General features: G+C 62.3%; 15 protein-coding genes. 8 read left to right on the top strand and 7 right to left on the bottom strand.

Going from position 1 to position 23,330, the window contains the following annotated elements; genetic code table 11:
• Nucleotides 1-22: 22 nt before the first annotated feature.
• The 3 genes from LB516_RS20195 to tssI are packed head-to-tail and all read right to left on the bottom strand — an operon-like array spanning nucleotide 23 to nucleotide 3,119.
• Nucleotides 23-361 carry a hypothetical protein gene (locus tag LB516_RS20195; RefSeq protein ID WP_140661224.1) on the bottom strand — a complete coding sequence of 113 codons (339 nt, stop codon included), beginning with the start codon at nucleotides 359-361 and terminating at the stop codon, nucleotides 23-25.
• Entirely contained in the window at nucleotides 361-783 is a 423-nt protein-coding gene (locus LB516_RS20190) for a DUF6484 domain-containing protein (protein WP_140661223.1), read from the bottom strand. Before LB516_RS20190 ends, LB516_RS20195 begins: the two co-directional genes overlap by 1 nt.
• 8 nt (nucleotides 784-791) lie before the next feature.
• Nucleotides 792-3,119 carry a type VI secretion system tip protein TssI/VgrG gene (gene tssI / locus LB516_RS20185; RefSeq protein WP_140661222.1) on the bottom strand — a complete coding sequence of 776 codons (2,328 nt, stop codon included), beginning with the start codon at nucleotides 3,117-3,119 and terminating at the stop codon, nucleotides 792-794.
• A gap of 227 nt (nucleotides 3,120-3,346) precedes the next feature.
• Between tssI and tagH the strand changes: the two genes are divergently transcribed.
• The 7 genes from tagH to LB516_RS20150 all read left to right on the top strand — a co-directional run bounded on the left by tagH (nucleotide 3,347) and on the right by LB516_RS20150 (nucleotide 16,278).
• Nucleotides 3,347-4,426: a type VI secretion system-associated FHA domain protein TagH gene (tagH, locus tag LB516_RS20180; RefSeq protein ID WP_140661221.1), complete on the top strand. Its 1,080-nt coding sequence runs from the start codon at nucleotides 3,347-3,349 to the stop codon at nucleotides 4,424-4,426.
• Nucleotides 4,427-4,704: 278 nt separating this feature from the next.
• The gene (gene tssL, locus LB516_RS20175) at nucleotides 4,705-6,201 is read left to right on the top strand and encodes a type VI secretion system protein TssL, long form (protein WP_140722668.1); all 1,497 of its coding nucleotides are present in this window, start codon (nucleotides 4,705-4,707) and stop codon (nucleotides 6,199-6,201) included.
• Nucleotides 6,198-9,740: a type VI secretion system membrane subunit TssM gene (gene tssM / locus LB516_RS20170; RefSeq protein ID WP_224720251.1), complete on the top strand. Its 3,543-nt coding sequence runs from the start codon at nucleotides 6,198-6,200 to the stop codon at nucleotides 9,738-9,740. The genes tssL and tssM overlap by 4 nt, the downstream gene beginning before the upstream one ends.
• 135 nt (nucleotides 9,741-9,875) lie before the next feature.
• Complete coding sequence (locus LB516_RS20165; RefSeq protein ID WP_140661219.1) at nucleotides 9,876-10,655, top strand: PP2C family protein-serine/threonine phosphatase; 780 nt, start codon at nucleotides 9,876-9,878, stop codon at nucleotides 10,653-10,655.
• Nucleotides 10,652-13,333: a serine/threonine-protein kinase gene (locus LB516_RS20160; protein ID WP_140722583.1), complete on the top strand. Its 2,682-nt coding sequence runs from the start codon at nucleotides 10,652-10,654 to the stop codon at nucleotides 13,331-13,333. Before LB516_RS20165 ends, LB516_RS20160 begins: the two co-directional genes overlap by 4 nt.
• Before the next feature lie 12 nt (nucleotides 13,334-13,345).
• Entirely contained in the window at nucleotides 13,346-13,840 is a 495-nt protein-coding gene (locus LB516_RS20155) for a DUF1036 domain-containing protein (RefSeq protein WP_181174561.1), read from the top strand.
• A complete protein-coding gene (locus LB516_RS20150; protein ID WP_140722674.1) occupies nucleotides 13,837-16,278 on the top strand; it encodes a M23 family metallopeptidase in 2,442 nt (813 codons plus the stop codon). The genes LB516_RS20155 and LB516_RS20150 overlap by 4 nt, the downstream gene beginning before the upstream one ends.
• Before the next feature lie 31 nt (nucleotides 16,279-16,309).
• Here the strand turns inward: LB516_RS20150 and LB516_RS20145 are convergent, their stop codons facing one another.
• A complete protein-coding gene (locus LB516_RS20145; RefSeq protein ID WP_224720250.1) occupies nucleotides 16,310-16,849 on the bottom strand; it encodes an OmpA family protein in 540 nt (179 codons plus the stop codon).
• 176 nt (nucleotides 16,850-17,025) lie between these two features.
• Here LB516_RS20145 and LB516_RS20140 point away from each other — a divergent pair, with 176 nt between their 5' ends.
• On the top strand, nucleotides 17,026-17,562 hold the full coding sequence (locus LB516_RS20140; RefSeq protein ID WP_224720249.1) for a DUF6931 family protein: 537 nt from the start codon (nucleotides 17,026-17,028) through the stop codon (nucleotides 17,560-17,562).
• Nucleotides 17,563-17,623: 61 nt separating this feature from the next.
• Here LB516_RS20140 and LB516_RS20135 read toward each other — a convergent pair whose 3' ends face one another.
• The 3 genes from LB516_RS20135 to LB516_RS20125 form a co-directional block, all read right to left on the bottom strand.
• Nucleotides 17,624-18,802 (bottom strand): caspase domain-containing protein, encoded by a 1,179-nt coding sequence (locus LB516_RS20135; RefSeq protein ID WP_181174562.1) that lies wholly within the window; start codon nucleotides 18,800-18,802, stop codon nucleotides 17,624-17,626.
• 67 nt (nucleotides 18,803-18,869) lie between these two features.
• Complete coding sequence (locus LB516_RS20130; protein ID WP_140722589.1) at nucleotides 18,870-19,967, bottom strand: OmpA family protein; 1,098 nt, start codon at nucleotides 19,965-19,967, stop codon at nucleotides 18,870-18,872.
• A 404-nt stretch (nucleotides 19,968-20,371) separates the two neighbouring features.
• Nucleotides 20,372-22,843: a caspase family protein gene (locus tag LB516_RS20125; RefSeq protein WP_246671882.1), complete on the bottom strand. Its 2,472-nt coding sequence runs from the start codon at nucleotides 22,841-22,843 to the stop codon at nucleotides 20,372-20,374.
• Nucleotides 22,844-23,330: the final 487 nt, after the last annotated feature.

Here is a 23,330-nt window from a genome sequence, read left to right as displayed (position 1 = left end):
GGCGCGGCAGCTTGGTTAGGATCTACACCCCGTTCGCCCCGAGATATTCTCTGACCTTTTTGAGGTCCAGCTCTGTGACCGGGATCGGGCGCTTCGCCTCCAGCATGCGCACGACGAACAGCTCGCCCGCTTCGGGATATTCGGCGAACCGTTCCTGAGCGATCCGCTTGCCGTCCGGTCCCGCCACCCACAGCCCGTCCAAATGCGCCTCCAGCCGCTCGACCAGCCGCGCGAGCCGCTCAGCGTCCATGTCAGGATTCTCATCCGGGTGAAGCAGGTGCCGGTCGTAGACTGTCCACAGGAACGCCGCCATCTCCGCGTGCTGGCGCACGATTTTCGGAAGGACGGGTGCGCGCGGCATCAGTTGAGGTTGACCGAGCCACCGCGGATACGATTTGCCGCACTGGCATGGCTGGTGACATATGTGCCGCGAATGGTGATATGACCGTCTTTTTCCAGGATGATGGACGCTTTGCCGCAGCGGAGTTCGACGCGTTCCTCACCATGGATCCGCACCTGGCGCCCGTCACTGAACGCCCGCGGCCGCGAGTCGCGGGTCGGATCGACAATGCGTCCGACGATCAGCGGAAGTAGTGGATCCCCCTCCTCGAACAACAGTGCCACTTCGGAGGCGATCGCGTCCGGACCCAGCGCGACGAGGCTCTTCGCCTTGAGTGCGGTCTCCTTTGGATTGCCTGCAAATACGACCAGCGGCGCGGCTTCCTCGAAGCCCAACAGAACGCCGATAACGACACCCTCGATCCGCGATTTCAACGCAACCATTTCGAACCTCAATTCTGCAGGATGTTGCTGCCCTTCATGACGATATCGCTCGAAGCGTCGACATTGATCTTTCCCGAACCTTTGACCGTAATGTCCTTTCCCTTGATGGTGATCGTTCCATCCTTCTTCATAAGGATCTCGGCACCACCGGTCTTGATCGTTATCGAGTCCTTTGCTTCGATGGTCAGGTTCTTGCCGACCACCAACCCCGCATCCTCGCCGACTTGGGTGAGGCTCTTCTTGCCGATCTTGAGTTCGTGCGCCCCGTCGATCTGGGTCGAGGCATCCTGGCTGACCTTGACGGTCCATGTCTTGCCAATCTCGGTGTTCTGCGCGCCGCCGATTTTGAGGCCCTGATCGGCGCCGATCTCGATACTTTGGCTGGCCGCTACATTCCAGCTATCATCCGCCCCAATATCGTGGCTCTGCTCCGCCCCCACCGTAACCGAACGTGAAGCCCCGATCGTGTTCGACTGCGCTGCGCCGACGCTCCGTGTCTCGGCCGCCCCTACCGAATCCATACGCGCCGCGCCCACAGTCACCGTCTGCACCAGCCCCACCGTCTGCGAGTGATTAGCGTCGATGTTCTCCGTCGAATTGGCGACGACGTGGATCGTCTCGTTCGCCATTACCGTCAGCGATCGGTTCTTACCCACCGTCTCGGAATCGTTCGACCCGATATTCGTCGTCTGGTCGACGCCGATCTTGACCGTCTTGTTGTTGCCGACGTCCTCGTCAAGGTTATGGCCGACGGAGTGCTTGGCGTCATGGTCGATGCGGTCGGACTGGTCGTGCTGTACGGTCTTGTTGCGATCGTGCTTGATCAGCAGATGGTGGTCCTTCTGCGCCTGGAAATTGACCAGCTCGGAACCAGCCTTGTCCTCGAACATCAGCTCGTTGTAGCCGCCGCCGCCTTTCGAGGAATTGGACTTCCAGCCTGATTGCGTGGCGTTGCCCGGCAGCGCGTAAGGCGGCATCTCCGATGCATTGTAGACACGTCCGGTGATGATCGGCAGGTCGGGGTCGCCCTCGATGAAATCGACTATGACCTCCTGGCCGAGGCGAGGGATTTGGATGAAGCCCCAGCCGCTGCCGGCCCACGTCTGCGACACACGCACGAAGCAGGACGAGTTCTGGTCCTTCTTGCCGAGGCGGTCCCAATGGAATTGCACCTTCACCCTCGCGTATTTGTCGGTGAAGATCTCCTCGCCTGACGGGCCGACGACGGTCGCGGTCTGCGGCCCGCGCATGATCGGTCGCGGCGTGATCCGCAGCGGCCGGTAGGGCAATTTGGTGGGCGCAACGCCCAGCACGACCCTGAAATTCTCGCTGTGGGCTTCGTTCTGGGTCCGGTAGCCCGGATCGAACAGCCGGTATTCGGCGCTGATCACCAGATAGTCCTGGTTCTGGTCGTCGCGCGGAAAACTTTCCAGCGTGAACTTGCAGCCTGAAAAAAGGCCCCGGACGGTTCCCACCGCCGTGCTGTGCTGGTGCACAGCCTGGAGTTCCTCGCGCCGGATACCGGCAATCTTATCGCCACGCCCGACATCGAGATGCGCGCCGGGCTGACGGTAGTTTTCGCCCGAAGCCTCCTGATGGGCGAAGGGCTGAGCGGATTTCGCCATCAGGTCAGCGCCGGGCTTCTCGAAATCATAGTCTGTATGAACGTAGGCGCCTGGACGCACGGCGCTGCCCGGAATCCATTCGGTAATGTATTCAACATCACGGCGCGAGCCGTGGCCTTCGAAATTGTAAAGCACCTTGTCGTAGCCTGGCGCCGGCTTCAGCTTGCTCATGGCATCGCACAGCACCAGCGTGTGCTTGCCCTCGTTGTGCTCGAAGAAATAGAAGATCCCTTCGTGCTCGAGCAGCCGCTGCACAAAATCGAGATCGCTCTCATCGTACTGCACGCAATATTCGCGCGAGGGATAAGACCCCTGCAGCCGCTTCTCGAACTTGGCGATGCCGTATTTCGAGAAGATCTTTTCAACGATCTCGACAGCGGTCATGTTCTGGAAGATGCGGCAGTCGGTGGTGTTGCCGAGAAACCAGAGCCATGGCCTGACACTGGCCTCGTAATAGGTCAACCGATCCTCTATGCGGGTAAGTTTGAAATCCGACACCAGACCGCTGAACCAGCGCTTTGGATCGGATTCGCCTTCGACGGAAACGACGCCGCCCAGCATCTTCAGCGGATCGATCTCACGGCTCTTGCTGACGAACCCCACGGTATAGGCGAAACATCGGCTGATCTCATCACGGCCAACGAGATGGGTAAATGTCAGCACATCGGCCCCAACCGGCGTCTGTAGAACCGTGGCACGTTCATTCGGCATGGGTCGTGCCCCTCCTCGACGCGGCAGCCGGGATGATGGATTGAAGCCCCGCTCCGTGAACGGCATCACGTTCACAGCATCTGACCGCCGCAAGCTAGCATACCTTCGACGGAGACCAAATAAAAGCAACGCATGAACCTGGCGAGCATTGTTCGTGAAACCCGCCTCTCCCACTGCGCCGGCAAGCTGCTAGAATGCCTTGGGATTTCAGCGGACAGTGGCTTCGAATGTTCATCTCGCTTCAGATCAGCAATGTCGACCGGCTACCGCCAGGGGTCGCCGCGAGCTATGCCGCCCGCGACCGTGGCTTCGAAATCGGGCGCGAAAACTGCGACTGGACGCTGTCCGACCCTGCCAAATTCATCTCGGGGCGGCATTGCGAAATCCGTTATCAGACGGGCTCGTTCTGGCTATACGACCTCTCGCGCAACGGCACTTTCGTCAACGGCTCCAGCCAGCGCCTGAATGCGCCGCATCGATTAATCCGAGGCGACCGGCTGCTGATTGGCCATTATGTCATCACCGTTTCGATCGACGAAGAGCCCGTTGGCGCCGGTCATCCGCAAGCCAGGACCGGTTCGACGCAACGCGAGTTGCCGGCCTCGACGGGACGGTCGCTTGAGCCCGGCAGCGCACCGTTGCCCACTCCGGCAGAACACAGCCCTGGCCAGGCAGCGAAAATGTCGATGTCGTCGGCGCCGAGCCCCGGCCCTGACGTCCCAGTCAAGCAGCCGGCGGAAGCCGACCGGATACTTGGCGATATCGCCAGGGCGGCCGGCTTGTCGCCGGAGCTGTTGGCGTCGCGCGACCCGCATGACGTCGCTGCCGAGATCGGCGCGGTCTTGCGAACCACAGTCGAGCAGTTGTCGTTGCTGCTCAAGGCGCGCGCGGCGGCCAAGGTCCTCGCCAAGAGCGCGCATCGCACGATGATCGGCGCCGCGGACAACAACCCGCTGAAATTCGTGCCGGGCACCGACGATATGCTGGAGATCATGTTTGCCAAGCGGCGGGCAGGTTATCTGGATGCCAGACGCAGCATCGAGGATGCGTTCGACGATCTGAAGACCCACGAGATCGCAACCTACGCAGCCATGCAGGCCGCGCTCTCAAGGCTGCTCGACGACTTGTCGCCGGAGGCAATCGCCAGAAGAATCCCGCCCGCCTCCTTTTCATCCAGGAAGAGCCACGCCTGGGATGCGGTCGTCGCGACGTGGCGGACGATGGAAGACAAGCACGAAAACGGCATGCTGGATGTCTTTCTTGCCTATTTCGCCGAAGCCTACGCCAAGGCTGGCAAGCAGAAATAGCCTTGCACCAGATGGCGTTGCTAGCACTCGCTATGCAACATCATGGAAAAGCCGCTTCCTTGACATCCTGCTTTCCGATTTCAATCGGCTTCCTGTGCGACTAGAATGGCATAGGAGCGCTTGCCAGGCTGGCAAGCGGCGCGGCTTGGGGCGTGTGCAGGAATGTCATGTTTCGGCAAGATCAGACCTTCGATCCGGCTCGCTGCTGATACTGAGCCTCGTATGCCGCTTTCCTCCTGTCTGAAAGACCCCCGTTGGACTTCGGCGGTGGTGCGCCGATGAGCTCGAAGGACGATTCCTCCGAGCCTCCGGATAAAACCGTCATCCGCGTGCCACGGCCGAGGCAAAGGCCGCTCGTGGCTCCCGCTGGTTCCGGTGTGCAAAGCGTGCCCCCTGTCCCCTCACCGGCCAGGGAATCGACCGTGTTCGACCCCGGCGCCGGCCGCCAGTTGCCCCCCGGCTGGTCGTCGGGAACTGTTGTTGTTCAAGACAACGAAGCGGTGGCTGCAAAAGGACTGTTGCAGCAGGATGCCTTGCTCCACGCCACCGCTGGCGTGAAGTATGCCGCGGCCAATCCCATCCTTGCCGCCGCAGCCCCCTTGCTCATGCTGTTCGGCCAGTTGCGGCTGATGCCGGTCGAACGCCAAGCGGCCGCGTTGGCCGAGCATATCGCGGACAACATCGATAGCTTCGACCGTGCCACGGCCAAAGCCGGAATTGCCGAACAAGACGCGCGGATCGCCAAGTTTGCGCTTTGTGAAACCGCTGACGACCTCATCGGCAATCTGCCCTGGCCGGACAAGCATACCTGGCTGCGGCACAGCATGGTGATGAAGTTCTTCCACACGCAGCCGACAGGGACCGGCTTTTACGAGGCGCTGAACAATATCCTCGCCAAGCCTGAAAGCCATTGCGACCTGCTCGAATTGATGCATGCCTGCCTTTCGCTGGGCTTCCAAGGCCAGTATCGGGCATTGTCGGGTGAGCGCAACACACTCGAGCGCGTCCGGCGCGACGTCTACGACACACTGCGCTATTTCAGGCCACGTGCCGCAGACGAGATTTCGCCCAGGTGGCAAGGCATGGCGGCGGCGATGCCCAGGCCAGCAGGGCGGCTGCCGCTGTGGGCGATCGCAGCGGCAGGCGCGACCCTGGTGACGATAGCCTTTTTCTGGCTGAGGATATTGATCACTGACGAAGGCGATGTCACTGCCAGCGAGTTGCTGGCGCTCAATCCATCCAGCCCGGTTATGATTGAACGGGCCAGCGTAGAGGCGCCCGCCGAGCCGGCGCGAGCCGACCCGCCACCACCTACGCCTGCGAACACCACGCAGATCGACCGCATCCGCACCGCACTCGCCAAGGAGGTCGCGGGCGGTGGACTGAGCGTCGGCACCAAGGGCGACTTCATCGTCGTAGAGATCAGCAGCCAGCTCTTGTTCGTGCCCGGCCAGGCCGGGGTAACGGTACAGTTCCAGCCCATCGCGACAGACATCGCCTCGGCGCTCGATGCCGAACCCGGACCGATCAAAATCGTCGGCCATACCGACAACGTGAAGCCGAAGAAGTCGAGCCCATTCAAGTCGAATTTCGATCTTTCTGTTGCACGTGCAAAAGCGGTGCAGGCCATGATGGCCAAGCAATTGAAGGACCCGTCGCGCCTGAGCGTCGAAGGCAAGGGCGAAGACGAACCCATTGCCGGCAATGCGACCGCCGACGGCCGGGCCAAGAACCGCCGCGTCGACGTGATACTCCCAAAGCAGGACGCGTTATGAGCCGGCGCGGCGAGGAGCTGATCGGCTGGGTGCTGCGGATCTTCAGCGCGCTTGCCCTGGTCGGCTTCTCGGCCGCCGTCTGGTATGCCGGACCCCTGATCCGCTTCGCCGACACCCGCCCGCTTGGGTCGGTGTGGCTCAGGGCTCTCATCATCGGCACGACCGCCATCGTGCTTGCGTCTTTCTACGGCATTCGCTTCTGGCAAAGACGCAAGGCGCAACAGGCGCTCGAAACGGCCATTGTGCGCGGCGACGAGCGCAACGACGATTCACTGGTGCTCGAAGCGCGCATGAGCGAAGCCATCGCGACGCTCAGGCGGACGAGCCGCAAGCGCAACTTCCTTTATGATGTCCCCTGGTACATCGTCATCGGTCCGCCAGGCGCCGGCAAGACGACGGCGCTGGTCAACTCCGGCCTCAACTTTCCGCTTGCGGGCTCCGGCAACGCCCAGCCGGTGACTGGCGTCGGCGGCACGCGGTCATGCGACTGGTGGTTTACCGATGAAGCCGTGCTGATCGATACGGCCGGCCGCTACACGACGCACGAATCGGACCGCGAACGCGACCAGGCGAGCTGGCTTGCATTCCTGGGATTGCTGAAGAAAACCCGCCCCAGGCAACCAATCAACGGGGTGATCCTCGCCATCAGCCTCGCCGATCTCATCAGCCTCGACGACCAGCATATCGATGCGCATGTCACCGAGATAAGGAGCCGTCTGCGCGAATTGCACGAGACGCTCAAGATCCAGTTTCCCGTCTATCTGCTTTTCACCAAGGCCGACCTCTTGTCGGGCTTCATGGATTATTTCGGCGGCTTTGATGACGTGCGCAGGCGCCAGGTATGGGGCGCGACCTTCCAGACCGCCGATCGCACAAGGAACATGGCCGGCGAGGCAGCGGCTGAGTTCGACGGCCTGGCGCAGCGCTTGGCAGAAGAACTCGTCGAGCGCTTGCAGGAAGAGGCCGACCCGGTGGCGCGCATCGCCATCTTCGACTTCCCGGCGCAGTTCGGCGCCCTCAGGAACCGGACCGCGCATTTCATCGGCAGTTTGTTCGATGCCTCCCGATCGCGGGTGAATGTCAGCTTGCGGGGCCTCTATTTCTCCTCGGGTACTCAGGAAGGAACACCGTTCGACCAGGTACTGGGCACAATCGGGCGCAGCTTCGGCACCGCCTCGCAGGCGCATCTTTCGGGCACCGGCAAGAGCTTCTTCCTGCACGATCTCTTGACCAAGGTGATCTTCCCGGAATCAGGTTGGGTATCTTTCGACCGGGTGGCCGAGCGGCGCGCCAGACTTGCGAGATTTGGTGGCCTCGCCACGATTGCGCTGGCGACGTTGACGGCGCTCGGCGTGCTTGGGCTGAGCTTCTTCGCCAACCAGTCCCTGATCACGTCCACCAGGCAGTCCATGGCCCACTATCGCGACAGCGCCGATGCGCTGCTCAAGAGCACTATGGTGAGCGACGTCGACCTCGAAAATGTCATCGGCGCGCTCGACCAGTTGCGCAACCTGCCAGCGGGATTCGAGACCGGCGACCAGGGAAAGCCGATCGAGGAGACGTTCGGGCTTGGCCAGCGCGACAGGCTGCTGTCGGCCTCCAAGGATGCCTATCGGCAAGCGCTCGAGCGGACATTCCGCTCGCGGCTCCTGGTGCAGGCGGAGCGGACCATCCAGGCCAAGATTGCCGATCCAATCGCGCTCTACGAGCCGCTGAAGATCTACCTGATGCTCGGCGGAAAGGCTCCGAAGGTCGATAACGAGTTGATTGTTTCCTGGATGAAGCAGGATTGGGAAGTGAACCGCTATCCGGGCGAGAACAACCGCGAGGGCCGCGCGCAGCTCGAAAAGCATCTGCGCGCGATGCTTGCCCTGGACGACGCCTACGATCCCGTCTTCGAGCTCAACCAGCCATTGATCGAAGCCGCGCAGCGCTCGCTTGGCCGCATGAGCCTTGCTGACCGCGCTTCGGCGCTGATCAAGTCGGCGGTCTACGCGGCAAGGCTGGAGAGCTTCCCAGTCGCAGCAAAAGCCGGCCCAGAGGCACAGCTCGTGTTCGAACGCGCGGATGGCGGCGATCTCGCGGATCTCGACATTCCCGGGCTTTACACGCGCGACGGCTTCAACCGTTTCTTCCTGCCACAGCTCTCGCGCATCGCGCAAATCCTCGTCAACGACCAATGGGTGCTTGGCGGCGGCGGGGAACAGGGCGGCATCGACCAGGACCTGCCCAAGCTCGGTCCAGAACTAATCGATCGCTACGGCAAGGAATTCTCCGCCGCATGGAACGGCGTCCTTGACCAGCTGATGTTCAAGGCATTGCTCGAGGACAAGCCGCGATATCTAGCGCTTTCCGCTCTCGCCGCGCCAGACTCGCCTCTTGCTCAGCTCTCCACGGCGATCGCCGACGAGACCGCGTTGACAAAGGATAAGATGATCGAGGGCGAAGGCGGCACGGCGCAAGAGGATCTCGCCAGCATGGCCAAAGGCCTGGCTCGCATCGGCCTGCAGATCGCCGGCGGCAAGTCGCAGAGCCGTGCCGGCTCTGGCTCGGCTGTCGCACACAGTGCCGGGGCGAACGTCGAGGCGCAGTTTCGATCGTTCCAGTCCCTGGTCAGCGGCGCAAACGGAGGGCGGCCAATCGATGCGTTGACGCGGAATTTCCGCGATATCTTTCAAAGCCGGAGGCTTTCGGCCGATGATCCTTCACAGACCGAACGCGTCAACGCCAACCTGCAGCTGCAGATCTCCACGCTGCGCGCCAATGTCTCGCGTCTTCCGAAGCCGCTTGCGCGCATGGTCAACGCGGCAGCGGACGAGTTTGCTGGCAATGTCGCCGAAGCCTCGCTGGCCAACCTCAACCAGAACCTCGACCAGACGGTCACACGAGCCTGCGAGGAGGCGGTAGGCGGTCGCTATCCCTTCGCAAGGGACGCCACCCAAGAGATTTCGATACCGGATTTCGCCAAGCTTTTCGCACCGGGCGGGCTGATTGACCGTTTCTTTGCGCAGAACCTTGCGTCGCTGATCGACATGAGCGGTCAGGAATGGACCTGGAGACAGGATGCCCGCGCCGGCCACGACTTGGCGAAATCGACCCTGAAATCCTTTCAGTCGGCCGCAGAGATCCGCAGCGCCTTCTTTCCGTCCGGCGGCTCTGTGCCCTCGGTTTCGATGACCATCACGCCGTCTACGCTCAATGGAGACGCAGACAACGCCGTTCTCAACATTGACGGCCAGACCGTCCAGAGCAGCCAGACGGGCAACGCGCCCAGCACGGTGACGTGGCCAAACAGCACTGCCTCGGCTTCCGCCAGCCTCACCTTGATGCCGCAAATGCCCGGCCGCGACTCGGCTATCAAATTCGAGGGACCTTGGGCGTTCAAGCGTCTGCTGGACAAGGCGACCATCACCGCCGGCGGCGAAGCCCGCTTCGTGATCGGCGGACGCGACGTCGCTTACATGATCCAGACCGGACCGGCGGCAAATCCCTTCCTGTTGCCAGCCCTGGTCGACTTCAGCTGTCCGAAGGCGTTCTGACATGGCCTTGTTCAAGCGCAGCGGTGGCTGCGGCACTCATTTTGGTACTCTAATGGATGCGCTTATGGCAAAGTGGCCTGGGCACGCTGCCCGGGGTTGGTCACAGGGGACGCTCGCGAAGCGCTAGGTGGCAAATTGAGCACTGTCGCCCTTTCCATCGAAAGCTTCGGCGTGACCCATAGAGGCTGCGTTCGCGACCACAACGAGGACAACTACCTGATAGAGCCGCAGACCGGTCTCTGGGTGGTGGCGGATGGCATGGGCGGGCACGAAGCCGGCGAGGTCGCGTCGGCCAGCATCGTCGACCATCTGGCAACGATCGGCATCGCGAGCTCGGCACCCGACCTTCGTGCGCGCTTCGAGGACCGGCTGAGCCGCGCCAATTCCGAGATCCGCGAGATCTCGCGATCCCGCGGCATCACCATCGGCTCGACCTTCGCCGCCTTGCTTGCCATGGATGGACGGTTCGCCGGCCTGTGGGCCGGCGACAGCCGCATCTATCTGATCCGTGACGGGATAATCTTTCAGGTCTCGAAGGATCACACCGAGGTCCAGGAACTGGTGGATCGCGGCATGATCAGCGCGCAAGAGGCGCTTACCTGGCCGCGCCGCCACGTCATCACCCATGCAGTCGGGGTGAGCGACGAGCTCGAGATCGATTTCCAGCAGGGCGAGCTGATGGCGGGGGATGTTTTCGTCCTGAGCACCGACGGACTGACGGCTCATGTCAGCGACGCCGAGATCGAAGCCGCAGTCAGATCGGCAACGCCACAGGCGGCGTGCCGGAGCCTGCTCGAGACGGTGCTGGCGCGCGGCGGCACCGACAATGTAACCATCGTACTCGTGAAGATCGGCGGCGGGCGCAACGGTGCGCCCCATCTGGATCGGTCCGGACCGGAGAGCCTGGCGAGATGAGCGACGACGATAAGACCCGGATATCGACCAACGTCACCTATGCCGGCGCCGGCACGCAGCTCAGCGGCATCTACGAACTCGACGAGAGGATCGCGTCCGGCGGCATGGGAGAAGTCTATCGCGGCCACAACATCCAAACCGGCGATCACGTGGCGATTAAGATCGTCCTGCCCGAATTCGCCCGTGACCAGACGATCCTGTCGCTGTTCCGCAAGGAAGCATCGATCCTCAACCATCTGTCGCATGACGCGGTGGTTCGCTATCACGTCTTCACCATCGATCCGAAGATCGGCCGCCCCTACCTGGCAATGGAGTTCGTGGACGGCCAATCACTGTTTGACGTGATGCGTCACGGAGCGATGCAGGGGGAAGACGTGCGGCGCCTTTGCCATCGCTTGACCTCGGGGCTGGCGGCTGTTCATCAGGCGGGCGCGATTCACCGCGACCTTTCGCCGGACAACATCATCCTGCCTGGCGGGCGGGTGGAGCACGCCAAAATCATTGATTTCGGTATCGCTCGCTCGGCGACCGCAGGCGGTGAAACGCTGATCGGTGGGAAGTTCGCCGGCAAATACAATTACGTATCGCCCGAACAGCTCGGCCTCTATGGCGGCGAGGTCAGTGAACAGTCCGATATCTATAGCCTCGGCTTGGTACTCGCCGCCGCACTGCGCGGAAAGCCACTCGACATGAGCGGCTCGCAGTACGAGGTCATCGAAAAACGCCGGACCGTCCCAGACCTGTCTGACATCGATCCCGAGTTCCACGATCTCCTGGGCGCCATGCTGCAGCCCGACCCGCGCGATCGGCCCGCCAGCATGGCCGAGATCGCCAGGGCGACGCGTGGCGAGGATGTCGAGCTCACATTGCCGCCCGTATCGTATGGTTCGCGGGAACGCTCCGGCTTGCCGCGCGCCGGCTGGACGGCACTGCCCACCTCCAGGCTCGAGCCTTTGGCATCTCCGGGCGAACAACGCTTTGTCGAGCATGTCCGGCCGGCGCATTTGTCGCAACCAGAGTCGGCGCCGACGCCCGGCACGACCGTTCCGGCTAAGCCGCGAAAGCCGGGGCGGATGCCGGCCATCGCTGGCGCCCTGGTGACGCTGGCGGTCCTGTTGGGGGGCGGCCTTTATGTCAGTGGCATCCTGGCGCGGCCCCCGGCCGAAGAGACCCTCAAGCCTCTGACATCAAAACCGGTGGTGCAGAAGCCGCAACCGGAAGCATCGCAATCGCTGCCATCATCACCGCTGCAGCCGGAGCCGTCAAAACAAGACAACGCTGCCACCGACCAAACGGCAATGCCACCTGCGCTGCCGGATGCTCAGGTGAAGACCACAATACCGGCCGCGGACCAGGCGGACGCAGCAGGCAAGCAGAAACCGCAGCAGGCCAAGCCCCTCGAAATGCCGGTGCCGACCCCGCGCCCCGAGCTGCCATCGGCAACAAAATCACAGCAGGTCGCCGGCCAGGAGCCGACGGGCCAGCCGGTGACCGCCGACAGGCAGGCGCCTATGGTGCCGCCCATCGGCGAGACCGCACCATCCATGGCTCAACCCGAAGCAACGGCTACTCCGCCGGTCGAGATCAAGCCTGCCGAGACGCCAACCGCGACCCGGTCAAACGCGGTGTCGGTGCCAAAGCCCGAGGCGAAGGCGAACCCGCCGCAGCCAGTCGGCGAGCCGCCGGGGACGTCGGCGCCAAGCCCGACGCAGGCAGAGGGCAAGCCGGCGCGGGAAGCAAACCCGCCGGCGACGAAACCAAGCGCAACCGAGCTGGTCGATAAGCTTTCCAAAATGGCAAAGCCGGAGGCTTCCTCGCCGACGATTGCGCAGAGCCCAGTGCCGGCGCTGCCGGCCAGCCCGCCGGCTCAGCCGGTGCCGCCGACTGCGATCGCCAGCAAGCCGCTGCCAGCTGCGCCGTCCGAAGCGGCGAACACGCCGCAGCCGTCCCAGCAACCGCGGCCGCCGTTGACCACGCAGCCCGAAAACACCGACGTCGCCATCAACATGCCCAAGCCGGCGGTGCCGCCAGCCGCGGCAGTCGACGAGACGGCGCAACGTGCGTCGTGGGTGCGCGACTTCAGTGGCGGCGACTGTTTCTACGCGTCGCTGACTTCCCAAAGCGCCAGCGCCGCCGCAATCGAAGGCTTCGCAACAGCCGTGCAGCCCTTCGAGCAGATGCTCAATGACTTTCAGTCGAGGTTCCATCTCGAGCCCGACATCAGCGTCCGTGTCATCGACCAGCCCCAGTGTGAAGTGACCAGGTTCCTGCGCTTGCTCGACCGCAACCAGGTGGAAAGGCCGCAACTGGTTCTCGACCGGACGGCGGTGCCGGACGGCGCGCCGATCATGGGCACGCTGGCAACCCATGGCGGGCTCGTTTCCAACGTCATGCTGATCGACCACAGAGGCATCGCCTTCAACCTTGATGACCGCATGGTGGCGCAAGCCGACAAGGCGACTTTCAGCATACCGATTGGTTTGGGCGCCGCCGACAAGGCGGCCGGCAAAGCCCTGCCGCAGATCATGCTGGTGATCACCGGACCGCACGACATTCGGGCCGCGAGCTTCTCCAGGCCGACACCAGCGTCCGACCTTTTGCCAAAGATTCTCGAGGAGATCGAGGCCGACGGCTCGCAATTCTCCGCCGCCGCGAAGTATTTCAGGCTCGGCGGATAGATATGAACGCCGATGGACCTTCGCGCCTTGCATTTATTTTGCCCGCCTTCCGCACGCAAAAAGCGTAGCTGGTCTGGACGCTTGCTGGCCAACCGCGCCGCGTTTTCCGCGCTGTTGGGCGCAGCACTGCTCCTTGCCGTCTCGACCGACCGCGCGCATGCGGAATTCACCGTCTGCAACCAGACCCTCGACGTCGTCAATCTCGCCGTCGGACAAAAGATCGACGATGCCGACCAGACCGACGGCTGGTGGACCATTGGCGCCAACCAATGCGTGAACGTCATCCGCGAGGAACTGACCAACCGGTACGTATACCTCTACGCGACCGACGTGTTCGGCCATGCGATCCTCAGCGGATCGACCGAAATGTGTGTTGATCGACACCGCTTCTCTATCCGTGGCATCGACGAGTGCTGGCAGCGCGGTCATATCGCGGCCCCTTTCGTCGAAGTCGATACGCTCGAGCAGGTGCGCTGGACCTATTTCCTGACCGGAAACGGCCCGTGACGCACGGTATCGACACGAGCTTCAAACAAAAGAAGCTGGCGCGCCAGAGCGAGCGCAGGCGCAAACTTTGGCACCGCTTTCTTGCAGGCCTTGCCGCGCTCACCGTCATCGCGATCGCCACCGGGTTTTATCTCACCCGGGATGACTGGTCGTTCGGCGACGAGAATGAAGAGCTGCATCCCGTCGAAGGTATGGATGACATACCCCCCGACGCCTCAGTCTATGTGCCGGCCATCATAGATCTTGCCGGCGACCCGATGTGGATCACGCTGGCACCCGATGACGAGACCGCCACGAAGAGCCGCACGATTGCGCGCCCGGCCGAACTCGACAGTTCCGGGGCTTCGCCGCAGATCGAGATCCTGTCCGACGTGATGTTGAGCGCCAGCGAGAAGTTCATGACGACGATCCCCTCCACGCAGGAGGATTTTGCCTTCTTCCAGGCGCAGCGGCAGGCTGCTCCGAAGCCCTCCGCCGCGGCACCCGAGGGCCACCAGCCGACCGCGCCCGAACCTGCCGTCGCGTCCCAGGATCAAAGCGATGATCTGGCGAACGACCTGCAGGCGGCGCCTGAAGGGGGGGAGATGTCCCCGGGTTCGGCGCTCAAAGCTGACGCGGACGACCCCGAGGCCGGCTGGGGCGAGACCATTGACCAGGGCGAGAAAGCGCTGCCCGCCTTTGAGAAGACCGCCATTGAGAACAACACCACGGTCGCGACCGTCATCAGCGATTATCAGCGCTACGAGGCCACAGAGGACACTTTCGTGAAAGTCCTCAACGAGCGCAGTCTGGACAGCGTCGCGCTCGACGCGCATTTCTCCGCGGACGATTCCAGGCTTGCGGGCGAGGCGCTGAAAGCGGTGTTCAACCGCGATCGGCTGGAGCCTGGTTTTGTGGTCGCCCTGCGCGGTTTCCGGCCGAACCGTGAGACGACGACCATGTTGCTGATGCAGGTCTCCGTCTACGCAAGGAACCTTTACGTCGGCACACTGACCCGCAACGCCGGGGGCGCCTTTGTTGCAGGTGTCGACCCCTGGGTGCGCGAGGACCTCTTCAACTATTCCGGTGGTTCGGATCAGGGTGGGCCGAAGCGGCAGTACCGTCTGCTCGACGCAATCTACTCGACGGCGGCGCGCAACAAGGTGCCGACCAGCGTGATCGGCGAAGCCATCATGTATCTGTCGAGAGGACAGGATCTGGACGCCTTCGCCGGCGAGGACCAACGCCTGGTGCTGATCTACTCGCAGACCCCGCGCGGCCAAGGCGAGATTTCCGGACGGGTGCTTTACGTCGGCGTCCTGGGTAAGGACAAAAACCTCGACTGCTTCGTCTACCAGCAAGCCGACGGGCAGTATGCCTGCGTCACCGGCGATGATCAGGTTCGTTCGCAGACGGTCACCAACGGCATGATCACGCCAGTGAGCGGGGTGATGACGTCGACCTTCGGCCCGCGTAGGCATCCAATCCTCGGAACGGTTCGAATCCACAAAGGCGTCGACTGGGCAGCCCCGGTGGGCACGCCCATCATGGCCGCCTATGACGGCGAGATCAGCTTCCAAGGCGACGGCGGCAGCTATGGCAATCTGGTCAAGATCACCCATTCAAACGGGCGCGAGACGCGCTACGCCCATATGCAGAAATTCGCCATTGCCAGCGGCGTCGGCACCAAAGTGAAGGCAGGCGACGTCATCGGCTATATTGGCACGACCGGGCTCTCGACCGGACCGCATCTGCATTTCGAACTTTATCAAAACGGCGAGGCGATCGATCCGCTCGGGACGGTCACCACGGTTGCCAGCGCTGAGTCCCCCAGCTCTGGCCGATCCGCAGGCTCTGGCGATGCCGCGGTCGAAACGCTAACCGACCGGATCGTACATGTTGAAAGCGGCGGCAGCGCCCGCGCCAAGAATCCCAACTCGTCGGCAACCGGGGCTGGCCAGTTCATCACCAAGACCTGGATCCGGATGATGAACACCTATCGTCCCGATCTAGCCCGTTCGCTCTCGACCGCCGACCTGCTCGCGCTTCGCTATGACGTGACGTTGTCGCGTGAAATGGTGCGCAATCTGGCGCGCGAAGGCGAAGCCTATCTGCGCGCCCGCGGCCACCAGATAACCGCGGGTCGCCTTTACCTGTGCCACTTCCTTGGCATGGAAGGAGCGCACCAGGTGCTGGCCGCGTCCGGCACGTCGCAATTGAGCGCCGTTTTGGGTTCAGCGGTGATCGAGGCCAATCCCTTCCTCATCGGCAAGACCGCTGGCTATGTCATCGACTGGGCCGAGCGAAAGATGGGTCAAAAAGTGCCGCGCGTGGTGACGGATGCGGGCCAGCCGGCGACGACCACCGAAGTTCGGCAGACGTCACCGGAGTTCGAAAAATACAAGCAGGCGATAACAGCGCTGCTCAATTCTGTCCAAGGTGTGCTTGAGCCAGGCTAATGCATATCGTTGTCAAGGATCGTCGGCGAGCCTACTCGGTCCTGACACGCATCTCCACCCGGCGGTTGACCGGATCGTAAGGGTTGGCGACCCGCGGATGCGATTTGCCAACGCCGATTGCTTCCAGTCTGGCAGGTTCTACCCCGTTGGCTGTCAAGAATGCCGCCACCGATTGAGCCCTTCTCTGCGAAAGGTCCTGGTTGTACCGATCCGAGCCGGTCGCATCGGTATGCCCCTCGACGACAAAGCTGAACGTGCTCAGCCGATTGTCCTTGAGGGCCTTTGCGAACTCATCGAGTTCAGTGCGCGCGATCTGGTCGAGTTGAGCCGAATCAAGGGCGAAATTGATCATCATGTCGAGACCAGCTTTTTGTGGGGCTGAGACGGTCTTCTCCGCCTTGCTCTTGCACTCTTCCTCCGTACCGACGCAGATGCCGCGCGAGGCACCGAGTTTGCCGGGCTGATTGGCGAAGAACTTCACGATGTCTTCCGACTTTTGAAGCGGATCGGCACAGACGTGCGTTGCAAGAAGCATGGCCGCCAATGCCAAGGCTGAACTGACCCATCGCATGACCGTCACTCCAGTGTGAGTGGATTTGCTGGCGCCTACCATAGCAAATCAGGAAGCGATTGTCTGTGAACAAACGCATGCTGCTTGTGGCGACCACCTGTTGAGGTCTGACGCTTGACCGGCGCTCGCTCACAGGGTTGAGTGCTTGTCTGCTGGCTCGTGGGGATGTGGCAGCCATGGCTAATGAACTCGGGTACAGAACGGCACGGGATCTGTTCATTGCTTGTCCCGCCATCGCCAGGGATATGAAATCGCTGGCCACGGGTCAGCCGCCCCTAGATTTTTGCCGTAGCCTGCTTGCCGGGCGCGTACCGGAAGAAGCAGTCACGTTCTGTGCCTACCTGCTACCCGAGCGAGCCGCCGTCTGGTGGGGACATGAATGCTTGAGCAATGTCGCCGAGCTGCTCGCTGGCCAGGACCTCGAATTGCTGGCGCTTGTCCATGCCCGCGTCGGCGAGCCTGACAATCTTCAACATCAAGCAGCCTTGAGCAATTCCTTGCAGCTGCCGCCGGCAACGCCGGCCGCCTGGATCGCACTGGCAGCGGTATGGCGTCACCCGACCCTCAAAATGGAGTCCAGCGGGTTCCCCGCCGCCCATGCCGTCAATGCCGCAATCCTGGCGGGACTGGCCCGCGCGGCGCTGGCGGACCGATTTACCTTGCTTTCCGCCTTTGTCGAAATGGGCATCGAGATGGCTCAGCTTGAGGCGTAACGGGTTCGCCGTTCGCCTCCCCTGCTTGCCCTCCCTGGTTGCTGGCACCAGCCCAGCACTTCTACTGGCAGCCGCCTTGCGCCCATCTGGCCAGCGCGACCTTGAATCGGGTACCCAGCGGATGCTGCAGGCGAAGGACCGAGACGTCGTTGGCAGCGAAATTCTTCGCCTGCTCGCAAAGCCGGGCTTCGTTCCACTCATGGCAGCTGTCGCAGTGCTTGCCTTCCCACACCGACTTGTCGAGACCTTCGACCGGACTGAAAAGCGGTTCGCCCTTGATCAATTGGGCGATGCTCTTGCCGTCGATCACCGGATCCCCGAACGTGACCGGGCGATCGAAAAAGATTGGCCCGTCAATAGCAAGCTTCGGGATCTTGGCTCGAAGAACATCGAGCGCAAGCTGGTCGTCAGTCTGGGCTGACGAGCCGCCGGTGTTGCGCGTCCCGGAGCTGGCTTCATCAGGCGGGGTGTTCGCTTCACCCACGATCAGCGGCGCGTTGAGATCGACCTTGTGCAGGACAACCTCGGTGGTCAGGGAGACCTTGGTCCAGGGGCGCTGCTTACCGCCTGTCGCCCTGAAGACGTCGCTGGTTACCCTGTTCATCGCTTCGGTAATGGAGACATTCGATTCCCCAATGTGCTGAAGCAACGCCGTCGTGAAGGGCGAGTGGTCACCGGACCCATCATAGGCGAGCTGGTCGGGACTGGCAGCGAACGCAATGAGCGTTCCCGCACCGCCATTGTCAATCCCAATTTCCGCAAGCCCGCTGCTTGCACCTTTTGTGCCCGCGATCTTGGCCAACACATCAACCAAAGGATTGTCCCCGCCTGCGTCCAGAAACACCAGCCTGATGCTGGTCTCGCGAGACATCTGACGCAAAATGAAATCGACCGACACGGCCTCAAAGTCGAGCGAGGTTTTGTCCTCGAGTGCGGCATCCACCGGAAGCAGGTAGTTCTTGCCGGAGACCTGCAAGCTATGCCCGGCATAGAAGAAAAGCGCGATATCGGCGCCGCGCACCTGCTTGGCGAACTGGGCGACGGTCGCTTGCGTCTGCTGCTTGGTAAGGTCGAAACCCGAGACCACCTCGAAACCAAGGTTCTGCAGGCGCTCGACCATGGCCTGCGCGTCGCGCGCGGGATTGGCGAGCGGCGCGGCGTGCTGATATTGCGAGTTGCCCAGCACCAGCGCGACACGACGCTCGGCAGTGGCGGCGGTCAAGGTGAAAAGCAAGACCATCGCGACAAGGCCAGTGCCGCGAAACAAGCCTGCGCAAAACGCCAATGGACGGGAGCCCACCCTGCCCTCAGTTCGCGAGCTTCGTGGCGGAGAATTCGATGCGCCGATTGAGCGCCTTGTTGTTTGCCGTATCGTTGGCGGCAACCGGCCGCTCCTCGCCGTAGCCGGTGGCGCTGATCTGGCGGCGCTGCACGCCATCGGCGACCAACGCATCGGCAACCGCCTTTGCGCGCCTTTCCGAGAGCGCCTTGTTCGCCTCTGGCGAACCGTCCGAGTCCGTATAGCCGGCGACCTCAACATTCAGGGTCGGGCATTTGCCGACCACCCCCTCGACCTCGGCGAGCAACGGGCGGCTCTTGGCATCAAGTCGGGCGCTGGCTGCACGGAAGTAGATGGCTCCGGTGCGCGACAAAACAGCAAACCGGTTGAGGCACTCCTCGTCGCTGAAATTGGCTTTCGCGGCGTCGGTGGCCACGGGACCGACTTCGGCGGCGTTGGCCGCGACTGTCTGCACAGCACCCGGCTTGCTGCCCTCGGCAACAAAGACGAAGTCGAAGGACACTGACGCAGTGGGCACTATGTTCGTCACATTGGCGGCCTGCTGCAGCTTGTCGACATTCGGCAGCAGGCCGAAGTCCTCCACATGCACCGCAACGGGAGCCTCGGAAGCAACCGAAACCTGAGTGTCGCTGATCATGGTGATGACGACGCTCGCCTCCAGATCCTTGTCGACGCCATGCAGGCTGAGCCGGAAGGGCAAGCTTGCCTTGATGCGGCGCTTGGCTGGCAAGTCGGCAAAGGCCGCCGGGTCCACCTTTGCCGTCAGCTCGGCCGTCGGGTACTTGAACGTTTCGAAGAACAGGAAGCGCATGCGCACATTGCGGAGGTCGACGCCGGTGTCGACGGAATTGAGATCGAAGCTGACCTTGGCATCACCGGCGGAAGTCAGCGTGCCGGTGATATTCCTGATCTTGTTGGTCTCGACGATCGTGTTCTTCTTGACCGACTGATAGGTAAGCACCGAAGCGTCCGGATCGAGCGTCCAGTTCGGCGCGGCACTCGCCGATTCCGGTGCGAGGAACAGAAATCCAAGTATCGCTAGGACGATAAGGCCAGGACGCTGCGCTTTTGCTCGCGCTCGCCAGAATGCAACGACTTCGAACATGGAACGCCCCCGCCAGGCACCGATCTCGCTAACGGCACAGCGCAACCATAGAGCACTTGTCCCTGCTTGGCGAGCGTTGGCGAAAGTGACTACGATAGGCCTGCACTGCCTCGCGCGGTAGAAGCGCTATCCCCAGCCACCGCCACCCCCGCCGCTACCGCCGCCCAAGGGCGCAATGACAGGCGCGGTTTCCTTCTTGACCGGTGTGAGCAGTTTCTTGGCGGTCACATTTTTGTGCTTCACCACCTTTGGCGCGGTCGTCGTGCGAACCGACTTCGTACGATGTTTCGTAGTCGTCGGCTCAACGGGAGGCGCGATGGTTGTGCACCCTGCCACCGTAAGGAATAGGACGATTGCGACGATTACCTGTTTTAGTGACCAGCCCACCTGTTGCCTCCATGTTGTCAGAACAAGTCCCGGCGCGGGTTGGCTTGCTCCCAGACCGCCCTGGCGGTCTTGATCAGTTGATCGTCCAACGAACCGTTGGCCGAAATCTTCGCCTTCAGGTCCCCACGCATCTGCTTCAAGGCCGCCGACTTCGCCTTGGCGCCAAACTTCGCCAGGGTATTCCTGGCATCGGGAGTCTCGTTGCGAAGATCGAGCGCGGCCGCGAAGGCAAGATAGCGCACCGCCACGGCCTGGTCCGCTTTTTCGCCCCTTTGCATCTCCAGAGCTGCGCGATCATACGCAGCCGACTGATCGCCGCGCGCCGTCGCCAGCTCGAACAATCTTTGCGCTTCTTCAAGATCCTGCTGCACGCCGACACCGTCCCTGTACATGCGCGCAAGGCTGCCGGGAGCGTAGGGCTGGCCGAGATCCATCGATTTCTGAAAAAGCGAGAGCGCTGTCTTGGGGTCTTTCTCGACCCCCGTGCCAGCGAGATAATTGCGGCCGAGCAGGTTCATCGAGTACATGTCCTGCCGCTCGACGCCAGCCTTGAGGAAAGCCACGGCGCGAGCTGCATCGGCAGGCACACCATTACGGCCTTCGGTGAAGATGGCGGCGAGATCGTTCATGGCATAAGTGTGCCCCATCGCCGCCGCCTTGAGTAGCAGATCCAGCCCTTTGGCGGTGTCACGTTCGATGCCGTATCCGTTGAACAAGGCGCGACCCCACGAGGTCATCCCATAGGGATCGCCCTTGTCGGACGCTTCAGCATAGAAGTCATTGGCCTGCTTGCGATTGACGGGCATTCCCGTTCCCGTCGCGTTGAGGTAGCCCAGCTCGAACCCTGCGCGCACATGCCCCTTGTCGGCAGCATCCTGGATCACCTTCTTGGCCTCATCGACCTTACCAACCGCAAGCAATGCCCGGCCGAGCTGGTAGTGGAATCGAGCAACATCGGGATAGGCTTTCACCGCCGCCCGGCAGACGTCCACGGCGTTGCTGCTGATCTCATTCGGCAACAAACCGGGGACGACGCCCTGCAGGTCAAGTGGCTCACCGGCCTCCCTGTCGCAGGGGTCGACGCTTGGCGAGAGCTTCATCGTCGCCGGCTTCGACGACGTGTTGTCGGCCCTGATCTCGAAGCCGACGATCAGTGGCTGGACGGCGCCGATCTGGGGTTCGTAGCGTAAGTGATCGACTTCATCGGCCATCAGGCTCGAATCCGGCGACAAGGTCCGATCCGGCAGCGACAGCGTTCCCGTTGCCGGATAGCCCGCAAGTTTCAGGCTGACCGCCGGATCCGCGGTTGGGAAATCCAGTTGCAACGGAACCGGGCCGACGCCAACTGGAACATGGACTTCACGATTCTCGATCTCTTCGGCGGCGCCCGCAATGTGAATGCCGCGTTCCACCGCTTGCTGCTTCTGCTCGGACTCCAGCGAGGCTATAAGTTGCTTGCCCTCGGCACCCTCACCATTCTTGACCCGGAACACCAGGATGCCCTGGGATTCTCCACCCCAATTGTCGCGCGTTGAATAGGCCAGCATGTCGACTTCTTCCTGGGCACCGGCACCTTTGGGCACGTCCATTCGCAATCGCGGGAAATCCTTGCCGGCAATCGGCTCCCCCGCCGCAACCGGCTTGCCGTCCAAAATCAGACGCCCTAGCGCTGGCTGCCTGTCGATGCTGACGGTGACCGCACCGCCATCGACATCGACCGGCTCCGGCAAGTCGAGCGCGACAGGCCCGACGCCGGACGGCACGACCTTTTCCAAGACGGGCGGCAGTGCAGGCCGGTTGGCGCGGCGCATGAGGACAACCTCGTCGATCAGCGATGAGTTTTCCCAAGGCACCTGCTTACCGGCCGTAGCCTCGACCACATCCCTGCGAACGGCCGCCATGACCGAGCGTATCTCCTGGTTCGGCGCCAGCGCGCGACGGGAGAAGGCGGAGGAGAAGGGGCTGAGGTCACCATTTCCGTCATAAGCGACGGCGCCGGGCTCGGTGGCGAAGGCTATAAGCGTGTTCAGCGAACTTTTCACCTGCGCAAGGCCGGTGTTGCCAGCAACGATCAGCTGGTCTCGCAACCAATAGTCCTTGCGCGGAAACGGATTGTTGCGGCAGGCGTCCAGGATAATCACCTGGATCTTCGATTTCGTCCGCAACTGCTGCAGCACATCGTCGAGCTTGACGGCCTGGACCTCAATGTCGGCCGCGTTCTTGAGCGATGCATCGACCGGGATGAGGAAATTTTCTCCGCCGATCTGAAAGCCGTGGCCGGAATAATACACGATTGCCAGGTCGGCACCGTCCGCCGCTGCGAGGTAGTTGCGGAACTGCTTTTCGAATTCGATCTTGGTGAGATCCTTGGCGACGAACACATCGAACCCGGCCAGCCGAAAGGTGTTCGACACGTCCTCGGCATCCTTGTCCGGGTTCTTGAGGGCCGGAATCTCGCGGTACTCGGAATTGCCGATGACAAGGGCCACCCTACGATCGGCACAAGCTTGGAATGCCGTGAAGCTCGCTAGCATCAGGGCCGCAATGAACGCAAAACATCGCAGCATGGCGCATCCCTAACTGCTCATGACCTGGAGGGCACAAGACACAGCTTGCGACTACCTGGTCTGTTAAAGACTTCACAATCTGCCCAAAACAGCAAGGTCGCACCCGCGATGGATGGCAGGTGCTGTTCCCACAACTCCTAAAATAACCCAGTGGCGTGGGTACCGCAACAAGCGGGGTGAATGCGACCGAGGCTGCGGCGTGATCGGACCTTGTAGGGCTGGTTGCTGTCGCCCGCTAGGGTCAACAAAGGACGGGGCTGAATGACATTATCTCGCCTCGGCCCGTTGCGTCGCGGCCGCTGCCCTCCCCGCTTTGGGAGCCATTTAGACTAGCCCCGGGCTTCTCGCGCGGTGTTCCGCAGTCCGATCTGCTGCACGAGCCTACACCGGCAGCTCCGCCGTGCATGGA

It is taken from the genome of Mesorhizobium sp. CO1-1-7, assembly GCF_020164885.1.
GTDB classification, from domain to species: Bacteria; Pseudomonadota; Alphaproteobacteria; order Rhizobiales; family Rhizobiaceae; genus Mesorhizobium; species Mesorhizobium australicum.
This window is presented reverse-complemented; position numbering and strand designations above follow the sequence as displayed.

Excerpts from the sequence above, each read along its gene's own strand:
- LB516_RS20135 (WP_181174562.1), bottom strand. The coding sequence starts at position 18,802 with ATGGTCTTGCTTTTCACCTTGACCGCCGCCACTGCCGAGCGTCGTGTC.
- LB516_RS20155 (WP_181174561.1), top strand. The coding sequence starts at position 13,346 with ATGGACCTTCGCGCCTTGCATTTATTTTGCCCGCCTTCCGCACGCAAA.
- tssM (WP_224720251.1), top strand. The coding sequence starts at position 6,198 with ATGAGCCGGCGCGGCGAGGAGCTGATCGGCTGGGTGCTGCGGATCTTC.
- tssI (WP_140661222.1), bottom strand. The coding sequence starts at position 3,119 with ATGCCGAATGAACGTGCCACGGTTCTACAGACGCCGGTTGGGGCCGAT.
- LB516_RS20160 (WP_140722583.1), top strand. The coding sequence starts at position 10,652 with ATGAGCGACGACGATAAGACCCGGATATCGACCAACGTCACCTATGCC.
- tagH (WP_140661221.1), top strand. The coding sequence starts at position 3,347 with ATGTTCATCTCGCTTCAGATCAGCAATGTCGACCGGCTACCGCCAGGG.
- LB516_RS20130 (WP_140722589.1), bottom strand. The coding sequence starts at position 19,967 with ATGTTCGAAGTCGTTGCATTCTGGCGAGCGCGAGCAAAAGCGCAGCGT.
- LB516_RS20195 (WP_140661224.1), bottom strand. The coding sequence starts at position 361 with ATGCCGCGCGCACCCGTCCTTCCGAAAATCGTGCGCCAGCACGCGGAG.
- LB516_RS20190 (WP_140661223.1), bottom strand. The coding sequence starts at position 783 with ATGGTTGCGTTGAAATCGCGGATCGAGGGTGTCGTTATCGGCGTTCTG.
- LB516_RS20145 (WP_224720250.1), bottom strand. The coding sequence starts at position 16,849 with ATGCGATGGGTCAGTTCAGCCTTGGCATTGGCGGCCATGCTTCTTGCA.
- LB516_RS20140 (WP_224720249.1), top strand. The coding sequence starts at position 17,026 with ATGGCTAATGAACTCGGGTACAGAACGGCACGGGATCTGTTCATTGCT.
- tssL (WP_140722668.1), top strand. The coding sequence starts at position 4,705 with ATGAGCTCGAAGGACGATTCCTCCGAGCCTCCGGATAAAACCGTCATC.